Here is a 22,217-nt window from a genome sequence, read left to right on the forward strand (position 1 = left end):
CAGCCTTTTGCAGCGCCGCCTGTCAGTCCGGGAGCATGCTTTATTTGCCGATTTTGCCGCAACAGCCTATATGCCGGGATCAAAGGATAAAGAATGGCCCGCATCTACAAGACCCGCACCTGGCACAACGAGCTTTCCCCCTCTCTCGAGGAGCTTGAGCTGCTGGCGCTGGAAGCCTACGCGCATCTGCCGGAGGAATTTCGCAAACTGACCGGCGAGATCGTCATCCAGGTGGCGGAGTTCCCGACAGACGAGATCATGGACGACCTGTCGCTGGAGACCCCCTTCGACCTGCTCGGCCTGTTCGAAGGCCGCGGTATCGCCGAACGCTGGAACCCCGCGACCGGCGAAGGGCCGAACCGCATCACGCTCTATCGCCGTGCCATTCTCGACTACTGGGCCGAGAACGAGGAAACGATGGGCGACATCGTTACCCATGTACTGATCCACGAGATCGGCCACCATTTCGGCCTCTCCGACGACGACATGGAGCGTATCGAGGCCTCGGCGGAATAGCCCCCTGCCCGGCGGATCGCGGCCTCTACCAGTCGCTCAACTTGGTCTCGCCGGCCACGTATTCCTGGCCTTCGACGTCCTTCACCACGGCCTGGCCGCAGCGCATCACCTTTTCCTTCTTGTCGTAGGCGTAGGTCGGCGAACCGTAGAGATGCCAGCCCTTGTTCAGCGCGGCCGTTACCTTGTGGCAGAAGGTGGCATCGTCAATGGCGGTGAGGAAGCGGTAGAGGCGCATGGTCCTGTCCTTGAAGCGGTCGCCTGATCATGCGCCGATGCTGGCGGCTTTCGCCAGCAATTTCTGCGCCTGGACCAGATGGAGACGTTCCACCATCCGGCCGTCAAGGGCAATCACACCCTTGCCGGCGTTCTCAGGCCGGGCAAATGCCGCGATGATGACCCCGGCCTCCGACAAGGCCTGTTCCGAAGGGGAGAAAGCAGCGTTGGCAGCCTCGATCTGCGATGGATGGATCAGTGTCTTGCCGTCGAACCCCATGCCGGCGGCATCGGCGCATTCGCGGACGAAACCCTCCGAATCGCGGAAATCATTGAAGACCCCGTCGAGCAGGGTGATGCCGCCGGCCCGCGCGGCCAGAACCATCTGCATCAGCCAGGGTGCCAGGTAGCGCCGGTCCGGGGTGGCCAAGACGCCGGTTTCCTTGATCAGGTCGTTGGTGCCGGCAACCAGGCAGGCGAGCCGCGACGCGGGATCGCGACCGAGCTCGGCGATTGCCGCGATGTTGATCAGCGCCCTGGGCGTCTCGATCATCGCCCACAGTTTCACCTCGTCTGGTGTATCAGCCTCATCGAGGGCATCGCCGGCCTCGAGGATGTCACGCGGCGTATTGATCTTGGGCAGGAGAATGCCGTCCGGCTGGCAAGCGAGGGCCGCGGCCAGATCCTCAGGCCCGCCCTCACCACCAAAGCGGTTGATGCGCACCACCATCTCGCAGCGCCACTGCGGGCGATTGGCGAAGATCGTGCCGAGCCGGTCGCGCGCCGAAGCCTTTTCGCCGGAGGCTACGGCGTCTTCCAGGTCGATGATGACGGCGTCGCAGGCAAGGGCCGGGAGCTTGGCCAGCGCGCGCTCGTTCGCGGCGGGAATGTAGAGAACGGAACGGCGCGGACGATAGGGATTTTCAATCATCTGGTCTTCTTGCCCGCCAAAGCTGGCCCTTGCAAGGGCTTGCGGGAGGGTGGCTGAACCTGCTTAACCTCCAGAACTGCAATCCGGAACAGACTTCATGGCGCAATACGACATCGTGATCATCGGCGGAGCCATCGTTGGCGCTTCGGTTGCCTATTATCTGCGCGAGGAAGGCCTCACCGGCTCCATCGCGCTGGTCGAGCGCGATCCGCAGTTCGCGCATGCCGCAACGACGCTGTCCTGCGCCTCCATCCGTCAGCAGTTCTCGATCCCGGAAAACATCCGGCTGTCGCAGTTCACGCTGAAGCTGTTCCGGCGGCTGAAGGAAGAATTCGGTGAAGACGCCGATATCGGTTTCCGCGAGGGCGGCTATCTGATCCTGGCCGGCGAGAACGGCTTGCCGATCCTGAGGGCCAACCACGACGTGCAGGTCGCCGAAGGCGCCGATATCGTGCTGGAGGACGCCGAGGCGCTGACCCGCCGTTTCGCATGGCTGTCGGCGGAAGGCATCACCGCCGGTGCCTATGGCCGCTCCGGCGAGGGCTGGTTCGACGCGCATGCCTATCTGCAGCTGTTCCGCAAGGCTTTGCGCGGCAAGTCGGTCGACCTGATCACCGCTTCCGTCACCGCCATCGCCCGTGACGGCGACAAGGTCCGGTCGGTGACGCTCGAAAATGGCGAGACGCTGCAGGCCGGCATCGTCGTCAACGCCGCTGGTCCCAATGCCGGCAAGGTTTCGGCGATGGCCGGGATCGAACTGCCGGTCGAGCCGCGCAAGCGCTCGGTGTTCGTGTTCGAGGCGCGCGAGCGCTACGAAGACCTGCCGCTGCTGGTCGATCCGAGCGGCATCTATGTGCGCCCGGAAGGCTCGGTCTATATCACCGGTGGCGCCGAGCCCGAGGAAGGCGAGCTTGCCGCCGACCCGACCGACTTCGAGCCGGATTGGTCGCTGTTCGAGGAAACGATCTGGCCGGTGCTGGCCACCCGCATTCCAGCCTTCGAGGCGATCAAGATGACCCGCGCCTGGGCTGGCCACTATGACTACAACACACTCGACCAGAATGCGGTGATCGGTCCGCATCCCGAGGTGAAGAACTTCATCTTCGCCAACGGCTTCTCCGGTCATGGCCTGCAGCAGGCGCCGGCGGTCGGCAAGGCGCTGGCCGAACTGATCCTGCATGGCGGTTATCGCACGATCGACTGCTCGGCTTTCGGCTATGCCCGCGTGGCGGAAGGCCGGCCGTTCCGCGAGCTCAACGTGATCTGACCGCCACAGCCGGGTTGAACTTCGCCGCCGGCCTTTGGCCGCGATTGACTCTTTGCGCAATCGGCGTAAAAGCCGGCACCGAACAGGAACGTCTTCATGCGCGGCCTTATCATGGCTCTCTTCGCATTCGACTTCCCCGGCCATGGCAACATGGTTGCGGGAGGCCGGCAGCGTGCGCTCCTGTCCTCGACCAAAACTATGGCCAAAAAAACCACCGTCACCACGGTCTGATCTCCCTTGGCCTTCTCGCCCTCTCCCCGGGTCTGGCCCGAGGGAGGCGAGACCCGCAGTGGCCGGCGGGTTTCTCCAAGCAAAGCGAGCGGAGAGCGACAGGAGAATTTTTCGATGGGTTTCAAGGTTGCGGTAGTCGGCGCCACGGGCAATGTGGGCCGCGAAATGCTGAACATTCTGGAAGAGCGCGGCTTCCCGGTGAGCGAGGTGGTCGCACTCGCCTCGCGGCGCAGCCAGGGCACCGAAGTGTCCTTCGGCGACAAGACGCTGAAGGTGAAGGCGCTGGAAGGCTACGACTTCTCCGACACCGACATCGCCGTCATGTCGGCCGGCGGCAACGTTTCCAAGGAATGGTCGCCCAAGATCGGCAAGCAGGGCTGCGTCGTCATCGATAATTCGTCGGCGTTCCGCTACGATCCGGAAGTGCCGCTGATCGTCCCGGAAGTGAACCCGGACGCGATCGAGGGTTTCTCCAAGAAGAACATCATCGCCAATCCGAACTGCTCGACGGCGCAGCTGGTGGTGGCGCTGAAGCCGCTGCATGACGCGGCGACGATCAAGCGCATCGTCGTGGCGACCTACCAGTCGGTGTCGGGCGCCGGCAAGGAAGGCATGGACGAGCTGTTCACGCAGACCCGCGCCGTCTTCGTGGCGGATCCGGTCGAGGCCAAGAAGTTCACCAAGCGCATCGCCTTCAACGTCATCCCGCATATCGACGTGTTCATGGAAGACGGCTCCACCAAGGAAGAGTGGAAGATGGTGGCCGAGACCAAGAAGATGCTCGACCCCAAGATCAAGCTGACGGCCACCTGTGTGCGCGTGCCGGTGTTCATCGGCCATTCCGAAGCGGTCAATGTCGAGTTCGAGAAGCCGATCACGGCCGACGAGGCGCGCGACATCCTGCGCGAGGCACCTGGTTGCCTGGTCATCGACAAGCGCGAGGACGGCGGCTACATCACGCCGATCGAATCCGCAGGCGAGGACGCCACCTACATCTCGCGCATCCGCGAGGATTCGACGCTCGATAACGCCCTCAACATGTGGATCGTCTCCGACAATCTGCGCAAGGGTGCCGCTCTCAACGCCGTGCAGATCGCCGAACTGCTCGTCGAGCGCGGCCTGATCCAGCCGAAGAAGAAGGCGGCTTAGTTCGTCCTCACGCTGTCGCCGCTTCGCGGCTCGCTCCGGACGGGGCGCGCCACGAGGCGCGACACACGGTCGTGCTTGCGGTCTTTGACCGTTGGGCTGCGATCGTGGGCTTAGATCTGAAGTTGTTTCGAAAACATCTTTAACGAAAAGGCCCCGGCAGGTTCTGCCGGGGCCTTTTTCTTTGTGAGAAGAGCGCTCTACGATCAGTTCCAGTCGCGGATGTCGACGAAGTGGCCGGCGATCGCGGCGGCGGCGGCCATGGCTGGCGACACCAGATGGGTACGGCCCTTGAAGCCCTGGCGGCCCTCGAAATTGCGGTTCGAGGTCGAGGCGCAGCGTTCATGCGGCTTGAGGCGGTCGTCGTTCATGGCCAGGCACATCGAGCAGCCCGGCTCACGCCAGTCGAAACCGGCCTCGATGAAGATCTTGTCCAGGCCCTCGGCCTCGGCCTGTTCCTTCACCAGCCCGGAGCCCGGCACGATCATGGCGTTGACGGTCGCAGCGACCTTCTTGCCCTTGGCGACGGCAGCGACGGCACGCAGGTCCTCGATGCGGCCATTGGTGCAGGAGCCGATGAAGACGCGGTCGAGCTTGATGTCGGTGATCCTGGTGCCGGGTTCGAGGCCCATATACTCCAGTGCGCGCTTCTTGGAATTGCGCTTGTTCTCATCGTCGATCTCGTCGGGGTTCGGCACGACGCCGAGCACCGAGGTCACGTCCTCAGGCGAGGAACCCCAGGTGACGATGGGTGGCAGCTTGCCGGCATCGAGCACGACGACCTTGTCGTAGTGGGCGCCCTCGTCCGAGTGCAGCGTCTTCCAGTAATCCAGAGCCATGTCCCAGGCTTCGCCCTGCGGCGCCCGGGGCTTGTCCTTCACATAGGCAAAGGTGGTCTCGTCCGGCGCGATCAGGCCGGCGCGGGCGCCGCCTTCGATCGACATGTTGCAGATGGTCATGCGGCCTTCCATCGACAGCGAGCGGATCGCCTCGCCTGCATATTCGATGACATAGCCGGTGCCGCCGGCGGTGCCGATCTCGCCGATGATGGCGAGGATGATGTCCTTGGCGGTGACGCCTTCCGGCAGCTGGCCGTCGACACGCACCAGCATGTTCTTGGCCTTCTTCTGAATCAGCGTCTGGGTAGCGAGCACGTGCTCGACTTCCGAGGTGCCGATGCCGTGCGCCAGAGCGCCGAAAGCGCCATGGGTGGAGGTGTGGCTGTCGCCGCAGACGATGGTCATGCCCGGCAGGGTGAAACCTTGTTCCGGGCCGATGATGTGGACGATGCCCTGGCGGCGGTCCTTCTCGGAGTAATATTCGACGCCGAAGTCGGCAGCGTTCCTGGCCAGCGCCTCGACCTGGATGCGGCTTTCCTCGTTCTTGATGCCGTTCACACGGTCCGGCGAGGTCGGCACGTTATGGTCGACGACGGCGAGGGTCTTTTCCGGATGACGAACCTTGCGGCCGGCCATGCGCAGGCCTTCGAAAGCCTGCGGGCTGGTCACCTCATGCACGAGGTGGCGGTCGATCCAGAGCAGGCAGGTGCCGTCATCCTGGCGGTCGACCACGTGTTCGTCGAAAATCTTGTCGTAGAGGGTGCGCGGTGCGCTCATGTGCGTAAATCCGTCGATATGAAGCAGGGAAGATGCAGGGATGCGCCAGCCGGAAAATAGGCGCAGTCGGCCGTCAGATCAGGCGCCTAAGTCGGCTGGTCAGCGCGCCGGAAATGCGGGCGAAAAAGCGCGCAGGCAGGCGCTTCTTGTCCTGCAGCACGAAGCCCTTGTAGGCCGGATCGCCGAAAAGCTCTTCCATCGCCTCGCTCATACCAATCTTTTGCCGGATCGGCAATTGGCGGCGACTAGAGCGCCGCGCGTCCGTCCGGACGCGCAAGCACGCTTTTCGAGCATGTGCGCCAGGCCGCAAATAAGCCTGAAAGCTCGATTGCCTTGAGCGGCGAAACGAGGAGCCCCCCCATGATCGATCGTCGCGCAGTCCTGAAATCCATGGCGCTGGCTGCCTGTCCGGTGCTGCTGACGCGCCCGGTATTGGCCGCTGCGCAATCGCAGCCGTGGACCACACGGCTGGTCGACGCGGCGCTCGATCAGGTTGGCGTGACCGTCATCTACGATCCGGCCTATGTACGGCTCGATTATCCCGATGGCGACGTGCCCGCCGAGCGCGGCGTATGCACGGACGTGGTGGTGCGTGCCTACCGCAAGGCGTTCGACGTCGATCTGCAACGGCTGGTCAACGAGGACATGCGTGCGGCGTTCTCCGCCTATCCGACGATCTGGGGCCGCAAGCAGCCGGACCGCAACATCGATCACCGCCGTGTCCCCAATCTGGAGACCTTCTTCAAGCGAAAAGGCGCGGCATTGGAGGTTGTCGACGATCCGGCGGCCTATCGGCCGGGCGACCTGGTCACCCAGCGGCTGCCCGGCAATTTGCCGCATATCGCCATCGTCACCAGCAAAATGACGCCGGATGGCCAGCGGCCGTTGGTGGTCCATAACATCGGCGCCGGTGCCAGGGTCGAGGATACGCTGCTCGCCTTCCGCTTCGTTGGCCACTTCCGTTTCGCGCCAGAGGTCTGAGGCGTTCCGATTGGCCTCCGGCGTTAGAAAATCTCGAACACGAAAGCCTTCACCTGCGCGTCGGGGTCGGCAACGGCGTAGCAGCGGAACCAGGGACTTTCTTCGCGCAGCCGCCATTTGCCGGCCTGTTCCAGTTCGTTGAAAACGTTGCGGAAACGACCCGTTTCCAACACCTGGTCGCGCACGGTGAAGATGGCATGGCCGCCGGCTTTCGTGATGCGCACCAGCTCATGCAGGCCGGAAGCCGGGGCGTGGCCGATGGTGAAGACACCGGTGGAGAAAAAAGCGCGGAAATGCCTGTCCGGCCACGGCAGCGGGCCGCCGAGCATCGCCTTTTTCAGGTCACCATAGGCCTGCCTGCCGGCAGCGACCCGCAGCATGTCGTCGGAAAGGTCGAGCCCGGCCAGATCGGCGTAGCCGAGCGCCTTGAGCTGCGGGCCGGTGAGGCCGGTGCCGCAACCGGCATCAAGCAAAGGGCCTTCACCTGCCGCAACATAACGCGTCACCCAGGCGGTGATCAGGAACGGCAGCAGATAGCCGAGCGAGGCGGTCTCGCTGTCATAACTCGCCGCCCAGGCGGCATAGGCTGCATCGAGCGCTTCGGGTGTACCTGCGCCATAGACGGAATCCAGCGCCGCATGCGCCTTGTCGGTGTCCATCGCGTGTCTCCCAGCAGCCGTTCCAGCCAAGGTGGAAGCGAACGACGCCTGCGTCAACCCAGGCGCTGGCTGCGCCGCATGCGTCGTTCCAGGGCCCTCAGCGCCAAAGAAAGGCTGACGGTAAGGGTCAGGTAGATGTAGGCGACGATCGAATAGGTTTCGAAGAAGCGGAATGAACCGGAGGCGTAGATCTTGCCCATCTGGGTGATATCGGCGACGCCGAGCACCGAGACCAGCGAAGAATCCTTGGTGATGGCGATGAAGTCGTTGCCGAGCGGTGGCAGGATGACCCTGATCGCCTGCGGCATGACGATGAACCTGAAACGCTGGCCGCGGCTCAAGCCGAGCGCCTTCGCAGCTTCGACCTGACCGATGTGGACCGACTGGATGCCGGCGCGAAAAATCTCGGCGATGAAGGGAGAGTAACCGAAGGCAAGCGCGATGATGGCGCGCCACAGCAGCGACACCTCGCGCACCAGCAGTGCGTCCATGTAGCCGGCCTGCTGCAGCGGCAAGGTGATGAAGTTCCAGCCTGCGACGAAAGCGGGGACGCCGGCGAAAGCGATCCAGAACAAAAGCACGAGCACCGGAATGCCGCGCATGATCTCGACATAGAAGCGCGCGGCCTGCCGCAGCCAGATCGATCCCGACAGCCCCATCAGCGCGAAGCCAAGGCCGATCGTCGCCGCCAGAAGGAATGCGACCAGCGCGACGAAGATGGTGATGCCGATACCTTGCGCGACGGTGGCGAAGACCTGCGCATAGACGTCGCTCGTGGCGATCGCAAACGCAGCGACCACGGCGATGGCGACAGCTACCGCCAGCCACCAGGGAAATTCCTTGGCCTGCTTGCCAGACACGGACGGGGTCAATGTCGTGGCTCGCGAAAGGAGGAAGGCAGCGCCTCGAAGCGATCGAGGATGGCAATCATCTGGCGGCCCCCTTCGGACAGCGCATAGATGACACCGCGCGGGAAGGTGGAAATCGTATTGCGCTCGATCAGTCCCCGTCGCATGAGGCCGTCCAGCCGTTCCGACAGCACTTTTGCGGTGATACCGGGCAAGCAGGCCATCAGCTCGCCGTGCCGCTTGGCGCCAACGGACAGGTGCCACAGCACCAGCGCATTCCAGCGATGACCGAGGAAAGCCAGCCAATCCTCGACCGGACAAAGATCCGGTCGTCGCGGTGCGGGCATTTGCGGGCAGGCTTCGGCCGTCGCCGGTTCGGTCATGCTGGGTTCCCGTTTGGATAGTTCTGAAACGACATGGTTCTGTTCTCGAAACAGGAGAAAGCCAATGTCAAGAAAAGTCTATCAGCCGGCTGAGATGAATGGAGCTTTTGCGGCCGCCCGCAATGCCGGAGATCTCGATGAACTGCTTTCGCTCTATGAAGACGATGCGCAGTTGCTTGTGGATGCGAGTGGGGCCAGTCTCACCGGCAAGGTGGCAATCGCGATGGAATTGCAGAAGCTGATCGAATTGCCCGGCATGATGGCGTCGAACAACACGTTCTGCGTGGAGCATGGCGATCTGGCGCTGCTGCGCGCCGATTTCACGCTGACCGACGGCAAAGGCTTCGTCATCTATTCCGGCTTCACCGCCGAAATCATCCGCAAGCAGGCCGATGGCTCGTGGCGTTATGTGATCGATCATGCCGGCGCCAGTCGGTATGGCGCCGGCTGATCTAGGCGATAACCTACTGGCCGACCTTGTAGTCGAGGAACCACTTCTTGTTCAGGCCATCGATGGTGCCGTCGGCCTTGATGGCCGCGATCGCTTCATTGACCGGCTTCACCAGATCGGAGCCCTTGGCGAAGATAAAACCGAAATCCTCGGTTCCGAGCGGGCCTCCGACCAGCTTCAACTTGCCTTCCGAAGCGTCGACATAACCCTTGCCGGCGGTGGAATCGGTCAGCACCACATCGACGTCGCCTGTCTTGAGCGCCTGCACGGTGGCGCCGAAGGTCTCGAACAGCTTGATGCGCGGGTTCTGCTCATTGCCATCGAGCACGGAATAGACGGCGGTGTAGAAAGGCGAGGTGCCCGGCTGCGCGCCGATCAGGCCATCCTTGAAGGCGCCGAAGCTCTTGGCGTCGTTGAAGCGGCTCTCATCGCCGCGCACCAGCATGAACTGTTCGTTGCGCATGTAGGGGTCGGAGAAATCGACCTTGGCCTTGCGCTCGTCGTTGATGGTGATGCCGGTCATGCCGATGTCGTACTGCTTGTCGGCCACCGACTGGATCATCGCATCCCAGGAGGTGTTCTGGTATTCGACCTTGAAATTCAGCCGTTTGGCGATTTCGTTCATGAAATCGTATTCCCAGCCGATCTGCTTGCCCGACTTGGGGTCGACGAACTGCAGCGGCGGGTAGGCGTTTTCCGTCACCACCACGACCTTCTTGCCGGCAAGGTCCGGCAAGGTCTGGGCCGCGGCGGCAATCGGCGCGAGAAGGCAGGCAGCAATCGCGGCCAGCACGAGTTTGGATCTGATCATGATGTATCCCTCGAGAAACGAGGACCGAGCCCACACCCCGTTGGCGGTCCAATCAATTGCGCGCCGACATTAGCGTTCTATCGGACCCTTGCAAGGCACGATATTGCGCTACACGCCAAGAAAGTGCAATTCGATGGCGGTGACGAGGCATGATTGGGGTGGGTTATCGCTCGGTTCCGTCAGGCGGTTCGGCAAAAACGGTTTCGGTTTCTGCAATACGCAACTGACTGCTCAACCTGTTCAATGTATCGCGCAGCCCGGCCAGTTCGGCCGGTTCGAGCGGCAGCTGGCAGCCGAGGGCTTCCTGGATGTCGTTGGCTGCAGTGCGCAGCGCTTCACCCTCGGTGGTCGGTTGCACCAGCACGCGCCGCTCGTCGGCAGGGTCGCGACGGCGGCTGATCAAACCGCCCGCTTCCATGCGCTTCAGCAGCGGCGTCAGCGTGGCCGGGTCGAGGCCGAGTGTATCGCCCAGTTCGCCGACCGTGCGTGGCGCCTTTTCCCACAATGCCAGCATGGTGAGATATTGCGGATAAGTCAGCCCAAGCGGCGCCAGCAGCGGACGGTAGAGCTTCGTCATCAGTCCGCTGGCCGTATAGAGCGCAAAGCACAGCTGACGATCGAGCCGGGGCGTCTGCACCCGGCTCGCATCCGTTTCTTGCTTGATCGTGTCCGAAACGGTCATCCCGCCTTCACCGAAAGAGCGACGTCTACATTGCCCCTGAGCGCATTGGAATAAGGACAGACCTTGTGCGCGGCGGCAACCAGCGCCTCCGCCGCTGCCTGATCAAGCCCTTTGGTTTCGGCGATGAGCTCGGCGCCGAGCCGGAAGCCGCCCTCGCCGTTCGGCAGAAGGTCGATCCTGGCCGTCACCGCGGCATCCGCCAGCCGCAGCTTCTGCTTGCCGGCAACGAAACGCATGGCGCTTTCAAAACAGGCGGAATATCCCGCGGCAAAAAGCTGCTCGGGATTGGTGGCGCCGCCCTTGCCGCCCAGCTCCTTCGGCATGGCGAGGTCGAGGCTGAGCAGGCCGTCAGAGGACTTCACATGGCCGGCGCGACCGCCAACGGCACGGGCTTCGGTGGAATACAAGGCAGACATCGGCATCTCCATTTAATTTGTACGCAAATGATTAGTGTGCAAATTAAATGGAGTCAACCTTGAATTTTGTGATGAACACCGGCCGCGCCTTAGGTGTCGCGTCTGCCGGCGGTATCGGCGTCGGTGGAGACGCCTTCGGCGATCAACAGCCAGGGCATGGACGGAGCTTGACCGGCTGAAACGCTCATTGGGGGATCAACCTCGACAAGGGTACGATTCCGCCAAGGTGCAATCGCGGATGGAGTTTCGCAACTGCATTCGTAGACCGGAGCGGCGATTGCAAAAGTTCGCCTTTGGCCACACAGCAGCAAGAAATGAAAAAGGCGGCCGAAGCCGCCTTTCCAAAATCAGCAGGATCCGAAGATCTTATTCAGCCGCAGCGGTTTCCGCAGCAGCGGCCTCGGCGGCAGCCTTCTTCTCGGCAGCTTCCTGGGCGGCCTTTTCGGCGGCCAGCGCTTCGGCAGCAGCGACCTTTTCGGCTTCGATCCTGGCCTTCTCGGCAGCGAGCGCCTCGCGCTCCTCGTCGTTCAGCTTGCGGGCGCGCACGCCGGTGTTCTCGGAGATACGAGCCGACTTGCCGCGACGATCGCGCAGGTAATAGAGCTTGGCGCGGCGAACCTTACCGCGGCGGACGATCTCGACCGCTTCGACCATCGGCGAGTAGACCGGGAACACGCGCTCCACGCCTTCGCCGTAGGAGATCTTGCGGACGGTGAAATTTTCCTGGAAGCCGGAGCCGGAACGGGCGATCACGACGCCTTCATAAGCCTGCACGCGGGTGCGGCTGCCTTCGGTGACGCGCACCTGAACGCGCACGGTGTCGCCGGGCTGGAATTCGGGGAGCTTGCGCTTGGCTTCGATCTTGGCGGCCTGTTCGGCCTCGAGCTGACGGATCAGATCCATCTTAAAATCCACTTCTTGTTCTTCCGACAGCCAGAGCGCCCTGCACTTGCCTTGCAGTTCTAAACCGCTTGGCTATGCCTTTCACCCGAAGATGTCCGGCAGGGGCGACTACACCGCCATTGTTGACGGGTCCGGACGATCTTGTCCGGTTCGGCGCGGCACATAGCGCTATTTCGCGCGTTTGTCACCTGTCCAACGGTATTTTTTACCGTGGCCGGTTGGTCAGGCCGGCACTCAATGCCAAAAAGTCGGACCAAAGGGAAGCGCTGACCATGACCGAACCCCATCCCATCCGCTTCGCACGCACCGCGCTGCTCGACATCGCCTATGAAGATCACGGCGAACCAAACGGCGATCCAATCATCCTGCTGCATGGCTTTCCTTACGATCCGCGCGGTTATGATGAGGTCTGGCCATTGCTGCATGGACATCGCGTGATCGTGCCTTATCTGCGTGGCTACGGGCCGACCCGCTTCCGCTCGGACGGTTCAATGCGGTCGGGCCAGCAGGCGGCGCTCGCGCAGGACCTCATCGACCTGATGGATGCGCTGTCGATCGAACGGGCAGCACTCGCCGGTTATGACTGGGGCGGTCGCGCCGCCTGCATCGTCGCCGCCTTGCTGCCGGAACGGACACGCTGCCTGGTAACCGGCGACGGCTACAACATCCAGAACATCCCGGCTTCGGTGAATCCGGCCTCGCCCGAGGACGAATACCGCTACTGGTACCAGTATTATTTCCACTCGGCGCGCGGCGTGCGTGGGCTGACCGAAAACCGCGAGGCGCTGACCCGACTGCTGTGGAAGCTGTGGTCGCCGAGCTGGGCTTTCAGCGACGACGACTTCGCGCGCAGCGCTGCGTCCTTTAACAATCCTGATTTCGTCGACGTCGTCATCCACTCCTATCGGCATCGCTACGGCTACGCACCCGGCGACCCGGCACTGCAGGCGATCGAGGACCGGCTGGAGAAGCAGCCGCAGATTTCAGTGCCGACAATCTCGCTGTGCGGGGCCGACGACGGCGTCGGTCCACCCGACGAAGAGGATGGCCATCAATTTTCCGGTCGGTTCGAACGCCGGATCCTGCCGGGCGTCGGGCACAACATTCCACAGGAGGCACCGAAAGCGACGGCGGAAGCGTTGCTGGAGCTGATGGGTAAGGCCTGAGTTTGCTTGCGTGCAGGCGGCGACGCCCCTAAACCTGCCGGATAAGCATTCGACAGGGTCAGCCTTGACGTTCATCGACGCCGCCATTCTGTTTGTCGCCGGCCTGTTGTCCGGCATCGTCAACGCCGTGGCCGGCGGCGGCACGTTCCTTACTTTCGGGGCGATGAGCGTGCTGGGCATTCCGCCGATCTCGGCCAACGCCACGTCCTCGATCACGCAGTTCCCAGGCTACATCACGTCGACGCTGGCTTATTGGGACGATATCCGCGCCATCTGGCGCAGCGCCCTGCTGCTTTGCATCGTCTCGGCCATCGGCGCGCTGGGCGGCGCGCTCCTCCTGCTCGCGCTCGACAACCCGTCCTTCCGCGTCATGGTGCCCTGGCTGCTCATCGCTGCCACCGCGCTGTTCGCCGCCGGACCGTGGCTGAAGCCGAAACCGAAGCCAGGTCAGCCGGCTGCCGTCGGTACCGTGCCGGGTGCCCTCATGCAGTTCGCCACCGCCATCTATGGCGGGTTTTTCGGCGCCGGCATGGGCGTGATGATGCTGGCGACGCTGGGCCTGACCCAGAGCGGCGATTACCATCGCCTCAATGCGCTGAAGAACATGTTCTCCATCGTCATTGCCGCCGTCGCCATCCTGATCTTCGTGTCCGGCGGCGTGGTGTCCTGGCCGCAGGCGATCGTCATGATCCCGGCGGTCGCGGTCGGCGGTTACGTCGGCGTCTGGATTGCCAAGCGCGTGCCGCAGAATGCGGTGCGCGGCTTCGTCATCGCGGTGGGATTGTTCCTGGCGGCGTATTATTTCCTGAAAGCCTAGAGCATTTTGTAGCCAAGTGGAATCACTTGGCGTTGCAAAAATGCGACGAAAACAAAAACTTAGAGCGTTTCCGCGTTTCCGTGAAAAACGGAAACGCTCTAGCCGCGCCCGTCGCCAGAATTCCCGGCCAGCAGATCAGGCCTTCGCTCCGCCGTCAGCTTCTCTGACTGATCGTGCCGCCATGCGGCGATCCTGGCGTGGTTTCCCGAGATCAGCACGTCGGGAATGGGTCGACCCTCGAAGTCCTGCGGCCTGGTGTAGTGCGGATGTTCGAGCAGGCCGTTCTCGAAACTCTCTTCTTCGCCGGAGCGTTCATTGCCCATGACACCGGGCAGGAGCCGAACGACGGCGTCGAGCAGAACCAGCGCTGCCGGTTCGCCGCCCGACAGGATGAAATCGCCGATCGAAACCTCTTCCAGCTCTCGTGCCTCGATCACGCGCTGGTCGACACCTTCGAAGCGGCCGCACAGGATGACGACGCCCGGTCCCGCCGCCAGTTCGCGCACGCGCGCCTGCGTCAGCGGCTTTCCGCGCGGGCTCATCAGCAGCTTCGGGCGCGGATCGCCTTCGGGCGCGGCGTGATCGATGGCGCGGGCCAGCACGTCGGCGCGCATCACCATGCCGGCACCGCCGCCAGCCGGCGAATCATCGACGGTGCGGTGCTTGTCGAAAGCGAAGTCGCGAATCTGGATCGGCTCAAGGGACCAGTCGCCGCGTTCCATCGCCCGGCCGGCCAGGGAGAGGCCGAGCGCGCCCGGAAACATCTCCGGATAGAGGGTAAGAACCGACGCCGAAAAGTTCACCGGTTGCCCCCGGCGTCCTTCGGACCGCGCGGCCGGCGTTTCGCATCGAAGCCGTCATCGCCTGGCGCCGTCTCGCCGTCGGGCTCGCCGTCGCCGTCCTCATCCTCGACAAGGCCGGCCGCGATCGGATCGATGCGCACGAAGCCGCCAGCGATCGAAACCTCGGGCACGGCCGCCTGGGTGAACGGGATGAGCACGCCCTTGCGGGTGCCGAGCGTGATGTCGAGGATGTCGCCACCGCCAAAATTCTGCACCGACACGATCTTGCCGATGATGGCTCCGGAGTCGTCCTTCACGGCAAGACCCATCAGGTCGGTATGGTAGAATTCGTCCTCGTCGCCATCGTCCGGCAGCGCCGAGCGGTCGACGAAAAGCTCGACATTGGTCAGTGCTTCGGCGGCAGCGCGGTCATTGACACCCTTGAAACGCACCACGACGACATTGCCGGCGGGGCGGATGTCGTTGATCGCGAAGGCGCGACCGTCCTTCGAATAAAGCGGACCATAGTCGGCGAGCGCCAGCGGGTCGCCGGTGAAGGTTTTCACGCGCAGCTCGCCCTTGATACCATGAGGAGCGCCGATCACGGCCATCTGGACAGGATTTTTTGGTTTGGTCATTGGCCGGGCTTCATCGCTTGGTAACCTGAAAGGCAAATGCTGGTCTGGAGCACCGCCTTCCGATGAAAGTCTGTCAGGTGTTCTAGTCAACAGGGCCCGCTCTGCCAATGCAGGAATTCCTCATCGCCGCCAAGCCGGACCTCCAGGCCGCCCGCGAAAGCTGGCTGAAGGGGCTGGCCGGCGAGCGTCGGCTGTCGGCGCTGACAGTGGAAGCCTATGAACGCGACACGCGCCAGTTCCTGCAGTTCCTGACCGGCCATGTCGGTGGTCCTGCCGGCATTGCCGACATCGCCGCGCTGCGCCCCGCAGACCTGCGCGGTTTTCTCGCCCAGCGCCGCAACGAAGGGGCCGGTGCCCGCACGTTGGGGCGTGGGCTCGCCGGGGTGCGATCACTGCTGCGCTTCCTGGAGCGGCGAGGGCTGGCGAACGCGGCGGGCGCTGCAGCGTTGCGCGCGCCGAAACAGCCGAAGTCACTGCCAAAGCCGCTGACGGCGGCGGATGCGCGGCGGGTCGTCTCGACCGGCGAGCAGATGGCGGAGGAGCCGTGGATCGCGGCGCGCAATGCGGCCGTCCTCACTTTGCTCTATGGCTCGGGCCTGCGCATTTCCGAGGCGCTTGCCCTGACCGGTGCCGATCTCGCGCATGCGTCGGAGACGGTGCTGCGCGTCACCGGCAAGGGTGGCAAGGTCAGGCTTGTGCCCGTCCTGCCGGTGGCGTTCCAGGCGATAGCCGAATACCGCAGGCTCTGTCCTTACCATCTCGGCGCGGATGGCCCGTTGTTTCGTGGTGCTCGCGGCGGGCAGCTCAATGCGGCGATCATCCAGCGCGAGATGGTGAAACTGCGCTCGGCACTGAACCTGCCCGAGACCGCGACGCCGCATGCGCTGCGCCATTCCTTCGCCACGCATCTGCTGGGACGCGGTGGCGATCTTAGAACCATCCAGGAATTGCTTGGTCATGCCAGCCTGTCGACGACCCAGATCTATACCGGTGTCGATACCGCGAGATTGCTCGATATCTACGAGGCGGCGCACCCTCGCGCGTGAGCCTGTCGGAGGCGATGACAATTTTCATCGCCCGGTTAACCGTTTTGCCGCCTTTGGCGCCTAGAACAATCGCCATGATACTTGCTCCGACAAAAGCCGACCGTATCGCGCAGCTGTCGTTGAAGCTGCTTGCGGCGATCAACGTGCTTTTGTTCCTGTCCTTCGTGGCGGTGGCGCTGCTCGCCTCCAGCCGTGCGCATGCCGAGGCGGTGACCTGCAGCGGCGCCGACATGCTTGCCGGTCTGCAGAAGAGCGATCCGGCTGCCTATGCCGCAATCGAAACGGAAGCGGCGGCCGTACCCAACGGCAAGGGCTTGCTGTGGAAGCTCGAGAAGGCCGGCGAAAAGCCGTCCTGGCTGTTCGGCACCATGCATATGACCGACCCGCGTGTGGTGACCTTGCCACCGGCCGCGCAGAAGGCCTTCGACGGCGCCGATACGGTGATTATCGAAACCACCGATGTGCTCGACCAGGGCAAGATGATGGCGGCGCTGGCCAAGGAGCCGGAGCTGATGATGTTTACCGATGGCAAGAGCCTCAGCACGTTCCTGTCGCCGGACGACGTCAAGGCGCTGGACAAAGGCCTGGATGCACGGGGCATCCCCGCTGCTTCGGTTGCCAAGATGAAACCCTGGATGCTGTCGGCGATGGTTTCACTGCCGGCCTGCGAGATGGCCCGCAAGAATGAAGGAAAGCCGGTGCTCGACGTCAATCTGGCCGAACAGGCCAAGGCGGCGGGCAAGGACCTGCAGGGGCTGGAGACCGCCGCGGATCAATTGCGTGCCATGGCCTCGCTGCCGATGGAACAGCACGTCAAGGGGTTGCTCGAGACGCTCAAGCTGGGCGACAGGATCAATGACGTTTCGGAAACGATGATCGTGCTCTACCAGCGCGGCGACATCGGCATGATCTGGCCGCTGTTTCGGGTCGCACTGCCGGAGGCGACAGAAGACGCGGAAGGGTATGCGGCCTTCGAACAGGCCATGATCACCAACCGCAACAAGACGATGGCCGAACGCGCGCTGCCGATCCTGGCCAAGGGAAATACCTTCATGGCAGTCGGTGCGCTGCATCTGCCCGGGGCGGACGGGCTGGTCGAGCAGTTCCGCAAGGCGGGCTACACCGTCACCGCCGTCCACTGACGGCGTTCAGGCGACCCGCGACAGCATTGCCGGCACGATGATGCGGTGGAACGGCATGACGATCGACAGATAGGCCCGGCCGAGCAGATTGTGCGTTGCGACGAAAGTCGTGGCGCTGATCGACTGGCGGCCGCCGCCGAGTTCGCCCACTTCCACCAGCAGTCGAAAATCGAGATGCCGGTCATCCAGGCCGAGAACCACGGTTGACGGGCTTTCGTCGAGCAAGGGAAAGAAACCGATCTGTTCCTGACCGGCCGGGATGTCGGTGGGGCCTGTCTTCAGACCGAATGGCAGGACCACGAGGTTGCGGAGTGCCATCAGCCAGCGGATCCAGGCGGGCCGACGCAGCATGACACGTTCCGCTGCGGTGCGCGCATCAAGGTTCTGGCCGTCTATCTCGATCGAATACCGATCGCAGAATTGCGCCGCGGGCAGAATGCTTTGATGTCCGGAGAGATCGTGCATGTCAGCCATCTCCTGTTGCGCCGAGATTCCAACGGAGCAACTTCTACTCTAGCGCTATCGCAGCCCTAGAATCAGCTGACCAAATGTCGCTGCCGTGGAACCACGATTGGTGCCCGTAGTACAATTTTCATCAGTAAAAAGCCGGCTATAGATTTCGAGGTCTCGATTTTACCCTGCCCGAAAGCAAAAAAGCTGGGCGATTTGCTGATTTTAGCGCCACTGTCGTTGTTTTGACGCCTTGCGGCTTCTAGATTCAGCACACAATCACGCGTTGCGCGTCGATTGGCATTGATTGATAACTTTCTCCCAGGAGGACTTCCATGGCGGATTCATCCAACAGCTCTCCAAGCTCTGGTGGTGGCGGCAGCGGCTGGCTGATCGCACTCGTTATCGTCGTTCTGGCCGTCGTCGCGTATTTCGTCTTCGGCCGCAGCGGTGGTGAGCATCCGGCGCCTGCCGAAGCTCCGGCGGCCAGCACACCTGCCCCGGCTCCGGCGGCACCCGCGGCCGAACCGGCCAAGCCTGCCGAACCCGCGAAGCCGGCAGAGCCTGCTCCGGCACCGGCAAACCCGGCACCGGCTGCCCCGGCCCAATAACCAGCAGCGTCATGAAATGGAACGGCCCGCCTTTCGGCGGGCCGTTTTCGTTTGATCGGGCGAGAGCGGCGCGATGGCGATCCTGCCGGGCCGCCTGCCTCTAGAGATGGATCGGCTTGAAAAAGGTGGCGAGCGCCGCTTCCTTTACCGCCTCCGACATGGTCGGGTGCGCATGGCAGGTGCGAGCGAGATCTTCCGACGAGCCGCCGAATTCCATCAGCACCGTCGCCTCGTGGATCATCTCGCCGGCACCGAAACCGAGAATGTGCACGCCGAGCACGCGGTCTGTGGCCTTGTCGGCCAGGATCTTCACGAAGCCGTCGGTGTGCAGCATGGCGCGTGCGCGGCCGTTGGCCGTGAACGGGAACTTGCCGACTTTGTAGTCGACGCCTGCTTTCTTCAGCTCCTCTTCGGTCTTGCCGACAGAAGCCACCTCAGGGCTGGTGTAGACGACGCTCGGAATGACGTCGTAGTTCACATGGCCGGCCTGGCCGGCAATGGTCTCGGCCACGGCGACGCCCTCGTCCTCTGCCTTGTGCGCCAGCATCGGACCAGCCACGACGTCGCCGATCGCGTAGATGCCCGGCACATTGGTGCGCAGATGCGCGTCTGTCTTGACGCGACCGCGTTCGTCCACGTCGACGCCGGCCTCCTTGAGACCGAGCGCGTCGGTGTAGGGTCGGCGACCGGTGGCGATCAGCACCGCATCGGCTTCGATGGTCTCTGCGGCACCACCCTTGACCGGCTCGAAGGTCACGGTCGCGCCCTTCTTGACCTTGGCGACGGCCGTCACCTTGGCACCGAGCTTGAAGTCGAGACCTTGCTTGGCCAGCATGCGCTGGAACTGCTTGGACACTTCGCCATCCATGCCGCCGAGAATGGTGTCGAGATATTCGACGACCGTGACCTTGGCGCCAAGGCGTGCCCAGACCGAACCAAGCTCCAGCCCGATGACGCCGCCGCCAACCACGATGAGGTGGCCCGGCACCTTCTCCAGCGACAGGGCGCCAGTGGAGGAGACAATGACCTTCTCGTCGATGTCGACCTTCACGCCGGGGATGCCGGCAACGTCCGAACCGGTGGCGATGACGATGTTCTTCGCCTCGATCTCCTGCACCTTGCCGTCTTCGCCGGTGACGGAGACCTTGCCGGCCGACGCCACCTTGCCGGTGCCGCGGAAGGCATCGATCTTGTTCTTCTTGAACAGGAAGGCGACGCCGTTGACGTTGGCGGCGACGGTCGCGTCCTTGTGCGCCAGCATCTTCTTCAGATTGAGCTTCGGCGTGCCCACCTCGACGCCGAGCGTGTCGAAGGAGTGCTGTGCTTCGGCCAGCATTTCGGACGCATGCAGCAGCGCCTTGGACGGGATGCAGCCGATGTTGAGGCAGGTGCCGCCAAAGGTCTCGCGCTTTTCGATCACTGCCGTCTTCAGGCCAAGCTGCGCGGCCTTGATGGCGCACACATAGCCGCCGGGGCCGGATCCGATAACGACGACGTCATAAGCCATGATCTTGTCCTTCCTGCCTGGCGGTCAACGGCCGCCGCTTACGTTCACAATGGAGCCCGTCGTATATGATGCCGCGTCCGACAAAAGCCAGAGCACGGCGTGGGCGACTTCTTCGGCCTTGCCTTCGCGTTTCATCGGCACGGTATCGCGGATGGCAGCGACCCGTCCCGGCTGACCGCCGGAGGCATGGATTTCGGTGTCGATGATGCCTGGGCGCACGGCATTGACGCGCACACCTTCGTTGGCGACTTCGCGGGCAAGCCCGATGGTGAAGGTATCGATGGCACCCTTGGACGCGGCGTAATCGACATATTCGCCGGGCGAGCCGAGCGTTGCCGCGGCCGAGGAGAGGTTGACGATCGAGCCGCCCCTGCCGCCGCGCAGCTTCGACATGCGCCTGACGGCCTCGCGGGCGCAGAGGATCGAGCCGACGACGTTGATGCGCATCATGCGCTCCAGCCGTTCGACGCTCATTTCGTCGACGCGCGCCTTGCGGTCGACCACGCCGGCATTGTTGACGAAGGCATCGAGCCCGCCGAAGGTCCTGTCCACGGCTGTAAACATCGCGACCACATCGGCTTCGTTGCCGACATCACCCTTGACGGCAAAAGCCTCGCCACCACCGGCCTGGATTTCAGCCACCAGCGCGGCGGCGGCTGCCTCGTTCGAGGCATAGTTGATTGCCACGCGATAGCCAGCCTTGGCCGCAAGCCGGCACACGGCCGCGCCGATGCCGCGGCTGCCGCCGGTGACAAGCAGTGTCTTTGCGGCAGCGGTCATTCCTGGCATCCCTTCAACGCAAAGACATCCCAGGGCTGCTTGGGCAGCTTGTCCTTGATGGCGGAGCGGCTGAGCTGTCCGCCGAGATCCGGGAAGATCAGTTTTCCGGGCGCGTCCTTATGCTCATTGGGCAGAAGATCGACCGCGCCGGCGCCATCCGTCGTGTAGATCACGCCTTCCCAGACGGTACAGGCCGCGAGCTCCTCGCCGGTGACATCGCCTTCCGGGCACTGATGCATGAGGGTGCCATGCGGGCGCGCGGCATCGCTGCTCCACAGCACCACACCGTCGAGGACGAGATCGTTGCCCAGCAGCATCTTGAAGCTGTTGGTGGTGGTGGCCGAGCCCATGGTCGGACGGAAGTCGATCTCCGCCACCTGCTCGCGTTCGCCATAGACGGCAAGCTCGATCGGACAAGCCGCCAGAGCTGGCGAAACGCCGAACAAAGCCAGAGCAATTCCAGGAAAAGTGCGTAGCGGTTTTCCGTCGGGAATTGCGTTTCCGCGTTTCCGTGAGAAACGGAAACGCTCCAGGGAAGAGATCATGGCAGGCAGTCGCATAGTGTGCTCAGCTTGCCTGCTGCGTTGCCAGGCGTATGCCCAACCCGATGAAGATCATGCCGGTGATACGATTGAACCAGCGGCCCCAGGCGACGAAGCGTTCGCGCACCGAGGCGACCGTGAAGAAGGTCGAGACACCAACGAACCAGAGGATCAGGGTCGCCGCCATCAGCAGGCCGTAGATGGCCTGGACCGGGGCTGGCGTGTCATGGCTGACCAGCGCGGTGAACAGCGACAGGAAGAACAGAACCGGCTTGGGGTTCAGCGCATTGGTGGCGAAGCCGAGCAGGAACAGGCGCAATGTCGAAGGTGGTGCGGCGGCCGCGGTTTGCGATTCCGTCTTTTCGTCCGGCATCTCGAAGGCGTCGGCACGCAGTGACTTCCAGCCGAGATAGAGCAGATAGGCAGCACCCGCCCATTTCAGCAGGCCGAACAGGAACAGCGACTGCGCGACGATGATGCCGATGCCGAGGATGGTGTAGCCGATGTGGAACAGCAGCGAGGCGCCGATGCCGAAACTGGTGACGATGGCCGCACGGCGGCCATGCACCAGGCTCTGGCGCACCACGAGCAGGAAATCGGCGCCAGGCGAGACCACCAGCACCGAAAAGACCGCCATCAGGCCGAGAAACTCATAGACATAGTGCATCGATCGGAGCCCTTG

Annotated in this window: 29 protein-coding genes; 11 read left to right on the plus strand and 18 right to left on the minus strand. The window is 63.2% G+C overall.

Translation table 11 applies throughout. The features are described 5' to 3' along the window. Positions 1 to 93 precede the first annotated feature (93 nt). A complete protein-coding gene (locus tag ACFJIU_RS27130) occupies positions 94 to 516 on the plus strand; it encodes a metallopeptidase family protein (protein WP_129412414.1) in 423 nt (140 codons plus the stop codon). A 25-nt stretch (positions 517 to 541) separates the two neighbouring features. Here ACFJIU_RS27130 and ACFJIU_RS27135 read toward each other — a convergent pair whose 3' ends face one another. Then, positions 542 to 751 carry a DUF1737 domain-containing protein gene (locus ACFJIU_RS27135; protein WP_144378617.1) on the minus strand — a complete coding sequence of 70 codons (210 nt, stop codon included), beginning with the start codon at positions 749 to 751 and terminating at the stop codon, positions 542 to 544. A gap of 27 nt (positions 752 to 778) precedes the next feature. Next, entirely contained in the window at positions 779 to 1,660 is an 882-nt protein-coding gene (locus ACFJIU_RS27140; RefSeq protein WP_379065200.1) for an HpcH/HpaI aldolase/citrate lyase family protein, read from the minus strand. Between the two features lie 97 nt (positions 1,661 to 1,757). On the opposite strand from ACFJIU_RS27140, the gene ACFJIU_RS27145 reads away from it, so the two are divergent. The 3 genes from ACFJIU_RS27145 (at position 1,758) to ACFJIU_RS27155 (ending at position 4,307) form a co-directional block, all read left to right on the plus strand. Continuing rightward, positions 1,758 to 2,927 (plus strand): NAD(P)/FAD-dependent oxidoreductase, encoded by a 1,170-nt coding sequence (locus ACFJIU_RS27145; RefSeq protein WP_379065202.1) that lies wholly within the window; start codon positions 1,758 to 1,760, stop codon positions 2,925 to 2,927. Positions 2,928 to 3,023: 96 nt separating this feature from the next. Next, positions 3,024 to 3,158, plus strand: coding sequence for a hypothetical protein (locus tag ACFJIU_RS27150; protein WP_260855432.1), 135 nt, complete (start codon positions 3,024 to 3,026; stop codon positions 3,156 to 3,158). A 114-nt stretch (positions 3,159 to 3,272) separates the two neighbouring features. Further along, on the plus strand, positions 3,273 to 4,307 hold the full coding sequence (locus ACFJIU_RS27155; protein ID WP_379065205.1) for an aspartate-semialdehyde dehydrogenase: 1,035 nt from the start codon (positions 3,273 to 3,275) through the stop codon (positions 4,305 to 4,307). Between the two features lie 203 nt (positions 4,308 to 4,510). Here the strand turns inward: ACFJIU_RS27155 and leuC are convergent, their stop codons facing one another. Together leuC and ACFJIU_RS27165 are read right to left on the minus strand one after the other, a co-directional pair. Beyond that, the gene (leuC, locus tag ACFJIU_RS27160; protein WP_379065207.1) at positions 4,511 to 5,920 is read right to left on the minus strand and encodes a 3-isopropylmalate dehydratase large subunit; all 1,410 of its coding nucleotides are present in this window, start codon (positions 5,918 to 5,920) and stop codon (positions 4,511 to 4,513) included. A gap of 73 nt (positions 5,921 to 5,993) precedes the next feature. Further along, positions 5,994 to 6,131: a hypothetical protein gene (locus ACFJIU_RS27165; RefSeq protein WP_379073283.1), complete on the minus strand. Its 138-nt coding sequence runs from the start codon at positions 6,129 to 6,131 to the stop codon at positions 5,994 to 5,996. 149 nt (positions 6,132 to 6,280) lie between these two features. On the opposite strand from ACFJIU_RS27165, the gene ACFJIU_RS27170 reads away from it, so the two are divergent. Further along, entirely contained in the window at positions 6,281 to 6,901 is a 621-nt protein-coding gene (locus ACFJIU_RS27170) for a DUF1287 domain-containing protein (RefSeq protein WP_379065209.1), read from the plus strand. A 23-nt stretch (positions 6,902 to 6,924) separates the two neighbouring features. Here the strand turns inward: ACFJIU_RS27170 and ACFJIU_RS27175 are convergent, their stop codons facing one another. The 3 genes from ACFJIU_RS27175 to ACFJIU_RS27185 are packed head-to-tail and all read right to left on the minus strand — an operon-like array spanning position 6,925 to position 8,791. Next, complete coding sequence (locus ACFJIU_RS27175; protein WP_379065211.1) at positions 6,925 to 7,560, minus strand: class I SAM-dependent DNA methyltransferase; 636 nt, start codon at positions 7,558 to 7,560, stop codon at positions 6,925 to 6,927. Positions 7,561 to 7,613: 53 nt separating this feature from the next. Beyond that, positions 7,614 to 8,420 (minus strand): amino acid ABC transporter permease, encoded by an 807-nt coding sequence (locus tag ACFJIU_RS27180; RefSeq protein WP_379065214.1) that lies wholly within the window; start codon positions 8,418 to 8,420, stop codon positions 7,614 to 7,616. Positions 8,421 to 8,428: 8 nt separating this feature from the next. Further along, on the minus strand, positions 8,429 to 8,791 hold the full coding sequence (locus ACFJIU_RS27185) for a winged helix-turn-helix transcriptional regulator (RefSeq protein ID WP_379065217.1): 363 nt from the start codon (positions 8,789 to 8,791) through the stop codon (positions 8,429 to 8,431). A 64-nt stretch (positions 8,792 to 8,855) separates the two neighbouring features. On the opposite strand from ACFJIU_RS27185, the gene ACFJIU_RS27190 reads away from it, so the two are divergent. Then, complete coding sequence (locus ACFJIU_RS27190) at positions 8,856 to 9,242, plus strand: YybH family protein (RefSeq protein ID WP_379065219.1); 387 nt, start codon at positions 8,856 to 8,858, stop codon at positions 9,240 to 9,242. Positions 9,243 to 9,255: 13 nt separating this feature from the next. Here ACFJIU_RS27190 and ACFJIU_RS27195 read toward each other — a convergent pair whose 3' ends face one another. The 4 genes from ACFJIU_RS27195 to rplS all read right to left on the minus strand — a co-directional run bounded on the left by ACFJIU_RS27195 (position 9,256) and on the right by rplS (position 12,054). Next, positions 9,256 to 10,053, minus strand: a complete 798-nt coding sequence (locus tag ACFJIU_RS27195; RefSeq protein WP_379065221.1) for a transporter substrate-binding domain-containing protein — start codon at positions 10,051 to 10,053, stop codon at positions 9,256 to 9,258. A gap of 163 nt (positions 10,054 to 10,216) precedes the next feature. Then, the gene (locus ACFJIU_RS27200; RefSeq protein ID WP_379065223.1) at positions 10,217 to 10,735 is read right to left on the minus strand and encodes a MarR family winged helix-turn-helix transcriptional regulator; all 519 of its coding nucleotides are present in this window, start codon (positions 10,733 to 10,735) and stop codon (positions 10,217 to 10,219) included. Then, positions 10,732 to 11,151, minus strand: a complete 420-nt coding sequence (locus ACFJIU_RS27205; protein WP_379065225.1) for an organic hydroperoxide resistance protein — start codon at positions 11,149 to 11,151, stop codon at positions 10,732 to 10,734. The genes ACFJIU_RS27200 and ACFJIU_RS27205 overlap by 4 nt, the downstream gene beginning before the upstream one ends. A 366-nt stretch (positions 11,152 to 11,517) precedes the next feature. Continuing rightward, the gene (rplS, locus tag ACFJIU_RS27210; RefSeq protein ID WP_379065227.1) at positions 11,518 to 12,054 is read right to left on the minus strand and encodes a 50S ribosomal protein L19; all 537 of its coding nucleotides are present in this window, start codon (positions 12,052 to 12,054) and stop codon (positions 11,518 to 11,520) included. Positions 12,055 to 12,326: 272 nt separating this feature from the next. On the opposite strand from rplS, the gene ACFJIU_RS27215 reads away from it, so the two are divergent. After that, positions 12,327 to 13,220, plus strand: a complete 894-nt coding sequence (locus ACFJIU_RS27215; protein WP_379065229.1) for an alpha/beta fold hydrolase — start codon at positions 12,327 to 12,329, stop codon at positions 13,218 to 13,220. 64 nt (positions 13,221 to 13,284) lie between these two features. Then, the gene (locus tag ACFJIU_RS27220) at positions 13,285 to 14,037 is read left to right on the plus strand and encodes a sulfite exporter TauE/SafE family protein (RefSeq protein WP_379065231.1); all 753 of its coding nucleotides are present in this window, start codon (positions 13,285 to 13,287) and stop codon (positions 14,035 to 14,037) included. A gap of 98 nt (positions 14,038 to 14,135) precedes the next feature. Here the strand turns inward: ACFJIU_RS27220 and trmD are convergent, their stop codons facing one another. Next, positions 14,136 to 14,840, minus strand: a complete 705-nt coding sequence (gene trmD / locus ACFJIU_RS27225; RefSeq protein ID WP_379065233.1) for a tRNA (guanosine(37)-N1)-methyltransferase TrmD — start codon at positions 14,838 to 14,840, stop codon at positions 14,136 to 14,138. Next, the gene (gene rimM, locus ACFJIU_RS27230) at positions 14,837 to 15,457 is read right to left on the minus strand and encodes a ribosome maturation factor RimM (protein ID WP_379065235.1); all 621 of its coding nucleotides are present in this window, start codon (positions 15,455 to 15,457) and stop codon (positions 14,837 to 14,839) included. Before rimM ends, trmD begins: the two co-directional genes overlap by 4 nt. 107 nt (positions 15,458 to 15,564) lie before the next feature. Here rimM and ACFJIU_RS27235 point away from each other — a divergent pair, with 107 nt between their 5' ends. Together ACFJIU_RS27235 and ACFJIU_RS27240 are read left to right on the plus strand one after the other, a co-directional pair. Beyond that, positions 15,565 to 16,503 carry a tyrosine recombinase XerC gene (locus ACFJIU_RS27235; protein WP_379065237.1) on the plus strand — a complete coding sequence of 313 codons (939 nt, stop codon included), beginning with the start codon at positions 15,565 to 15,567 and terminating at the stop codon, positions 16,501 to 16,503. 74 nt (positions 16,504 to 16,577) lie between these two features. After that, a complete protein-coding gene (locus ACFJIU_RS27240) occupies positions 16,578 to 17,645 on the plus strand; it encodes a TraB/GumN family protein (protein WP_379065239.1) in 1,068 nt (355 codons plus the stop codon). A 6-nt stretch (positions 17,646 to 17,651) separates the two neighbouring features. Here the strand turns inward: ACFJIU_RS27240 and ACFJIU_RS27245 are convergent, their stop codons facing one another. Then, positions 17,652 to 18,110: a DUF2867 domain-containing protein gene (locus ACFJIU_RS27245; protein ID WP_379065241.1), complete on the minus strand. Its 459-nt coding sequence runs from the start codon at positions 18,108 to 18,110 to the stop codon at positions 17,652 to 17,654. Positions 18,111 to 18,430: 320 nt separating this feature from the next. Between ACFJIU_RS27245 and ACFJIU_RS27250 the strand changes: the two genes are divergently transcribed. Next, positions 18,431 to 18,706: a hypothetical protein gene (locus ACFJIU_RS27250; RefSeq protein ID WP_379065243.1), complete on the plus strand. Its 276-nt coding sequence runs from the start codon at positions 18,431 to 18,433 to the stop codon at positions 18,704 to 18,706. Between the two features lie 100 nt (positions 18,707 to 18,806). Here the strand turns inward: ACFJIU_RS27250 and lpdA are convergent, their stop codons facing one another. The 4 genes from lpdA to ACFJIU_RS27270 all read right to left on the minus strand — a co-directional run bounded on the left by lpdA (position 18,807) and on the right by ACFJIU_RS27270 (position 22,202). Continuing rightward, complete coding sequence (lpdA, locus tag ACFJIU_RS27255) at positions 18,807 to 20,213, minus strand: dihydrolipoyl dehydrogenase (protein WP_379065245.1); 1,407 nt, start codon at positions 20,211 to 20,213, stop codon at positions 18,807 to 18,809. A gap of 24 nt (positions 20,214 to 20,237) precedes the next feature. Then, positions 20,238 to 20,993 (minus strand): SDR family oxidoreductase, encoded by a 756-nt coding sequence (locus tag ACFJIU_RS27260; protein WP_379065247.1) that lies wholly within the window; start codon positions 20,991 to 20,993, stop codon positions 20,238 to 20,240. Then, on the minus strand, positions 20,990 to 21,445 hold the full coding sequence (locus ACFJIU_RS27265) for a hypothetical protein (RefSeq protein ID WP_379073238.1): 456 nt from the start codon (positions 21,443 to 21,445) through the stop codon (positions 20,990 to 20,992). Before ACFJIU_RS27265 ends, ACFJIU_RS27260 begins: the two co-directional genes overlap by 4 nt. Before the next feature lie 115 nt (positions 21,446 to 21,560). Then, complete coding sequence (locus tag ACFJIU_RS27270) at positions 21,561 to 22,202, minus strand: LysE family translocator (protein ID WP_379065249.1); 642 nt, start codon at positions 22,200 to 22,202, stop codon at positions 21,561 to 21,563. Between the last annotated feature and the right edge of the window lie 15 nt (positions 22,203 to 22,217).

The sequence above is a fragment of the Mesorhizobium sp. UC74_2 genome (assembly GCF_042701485.1).
In the GTDB taxonomy this organism is placed as follows: domain Bacteria; phylum Pseudomonadota; class Alphaproteobacteria; order Rhizobiales; family Rhizobiaceae; genus Mesorhizobium.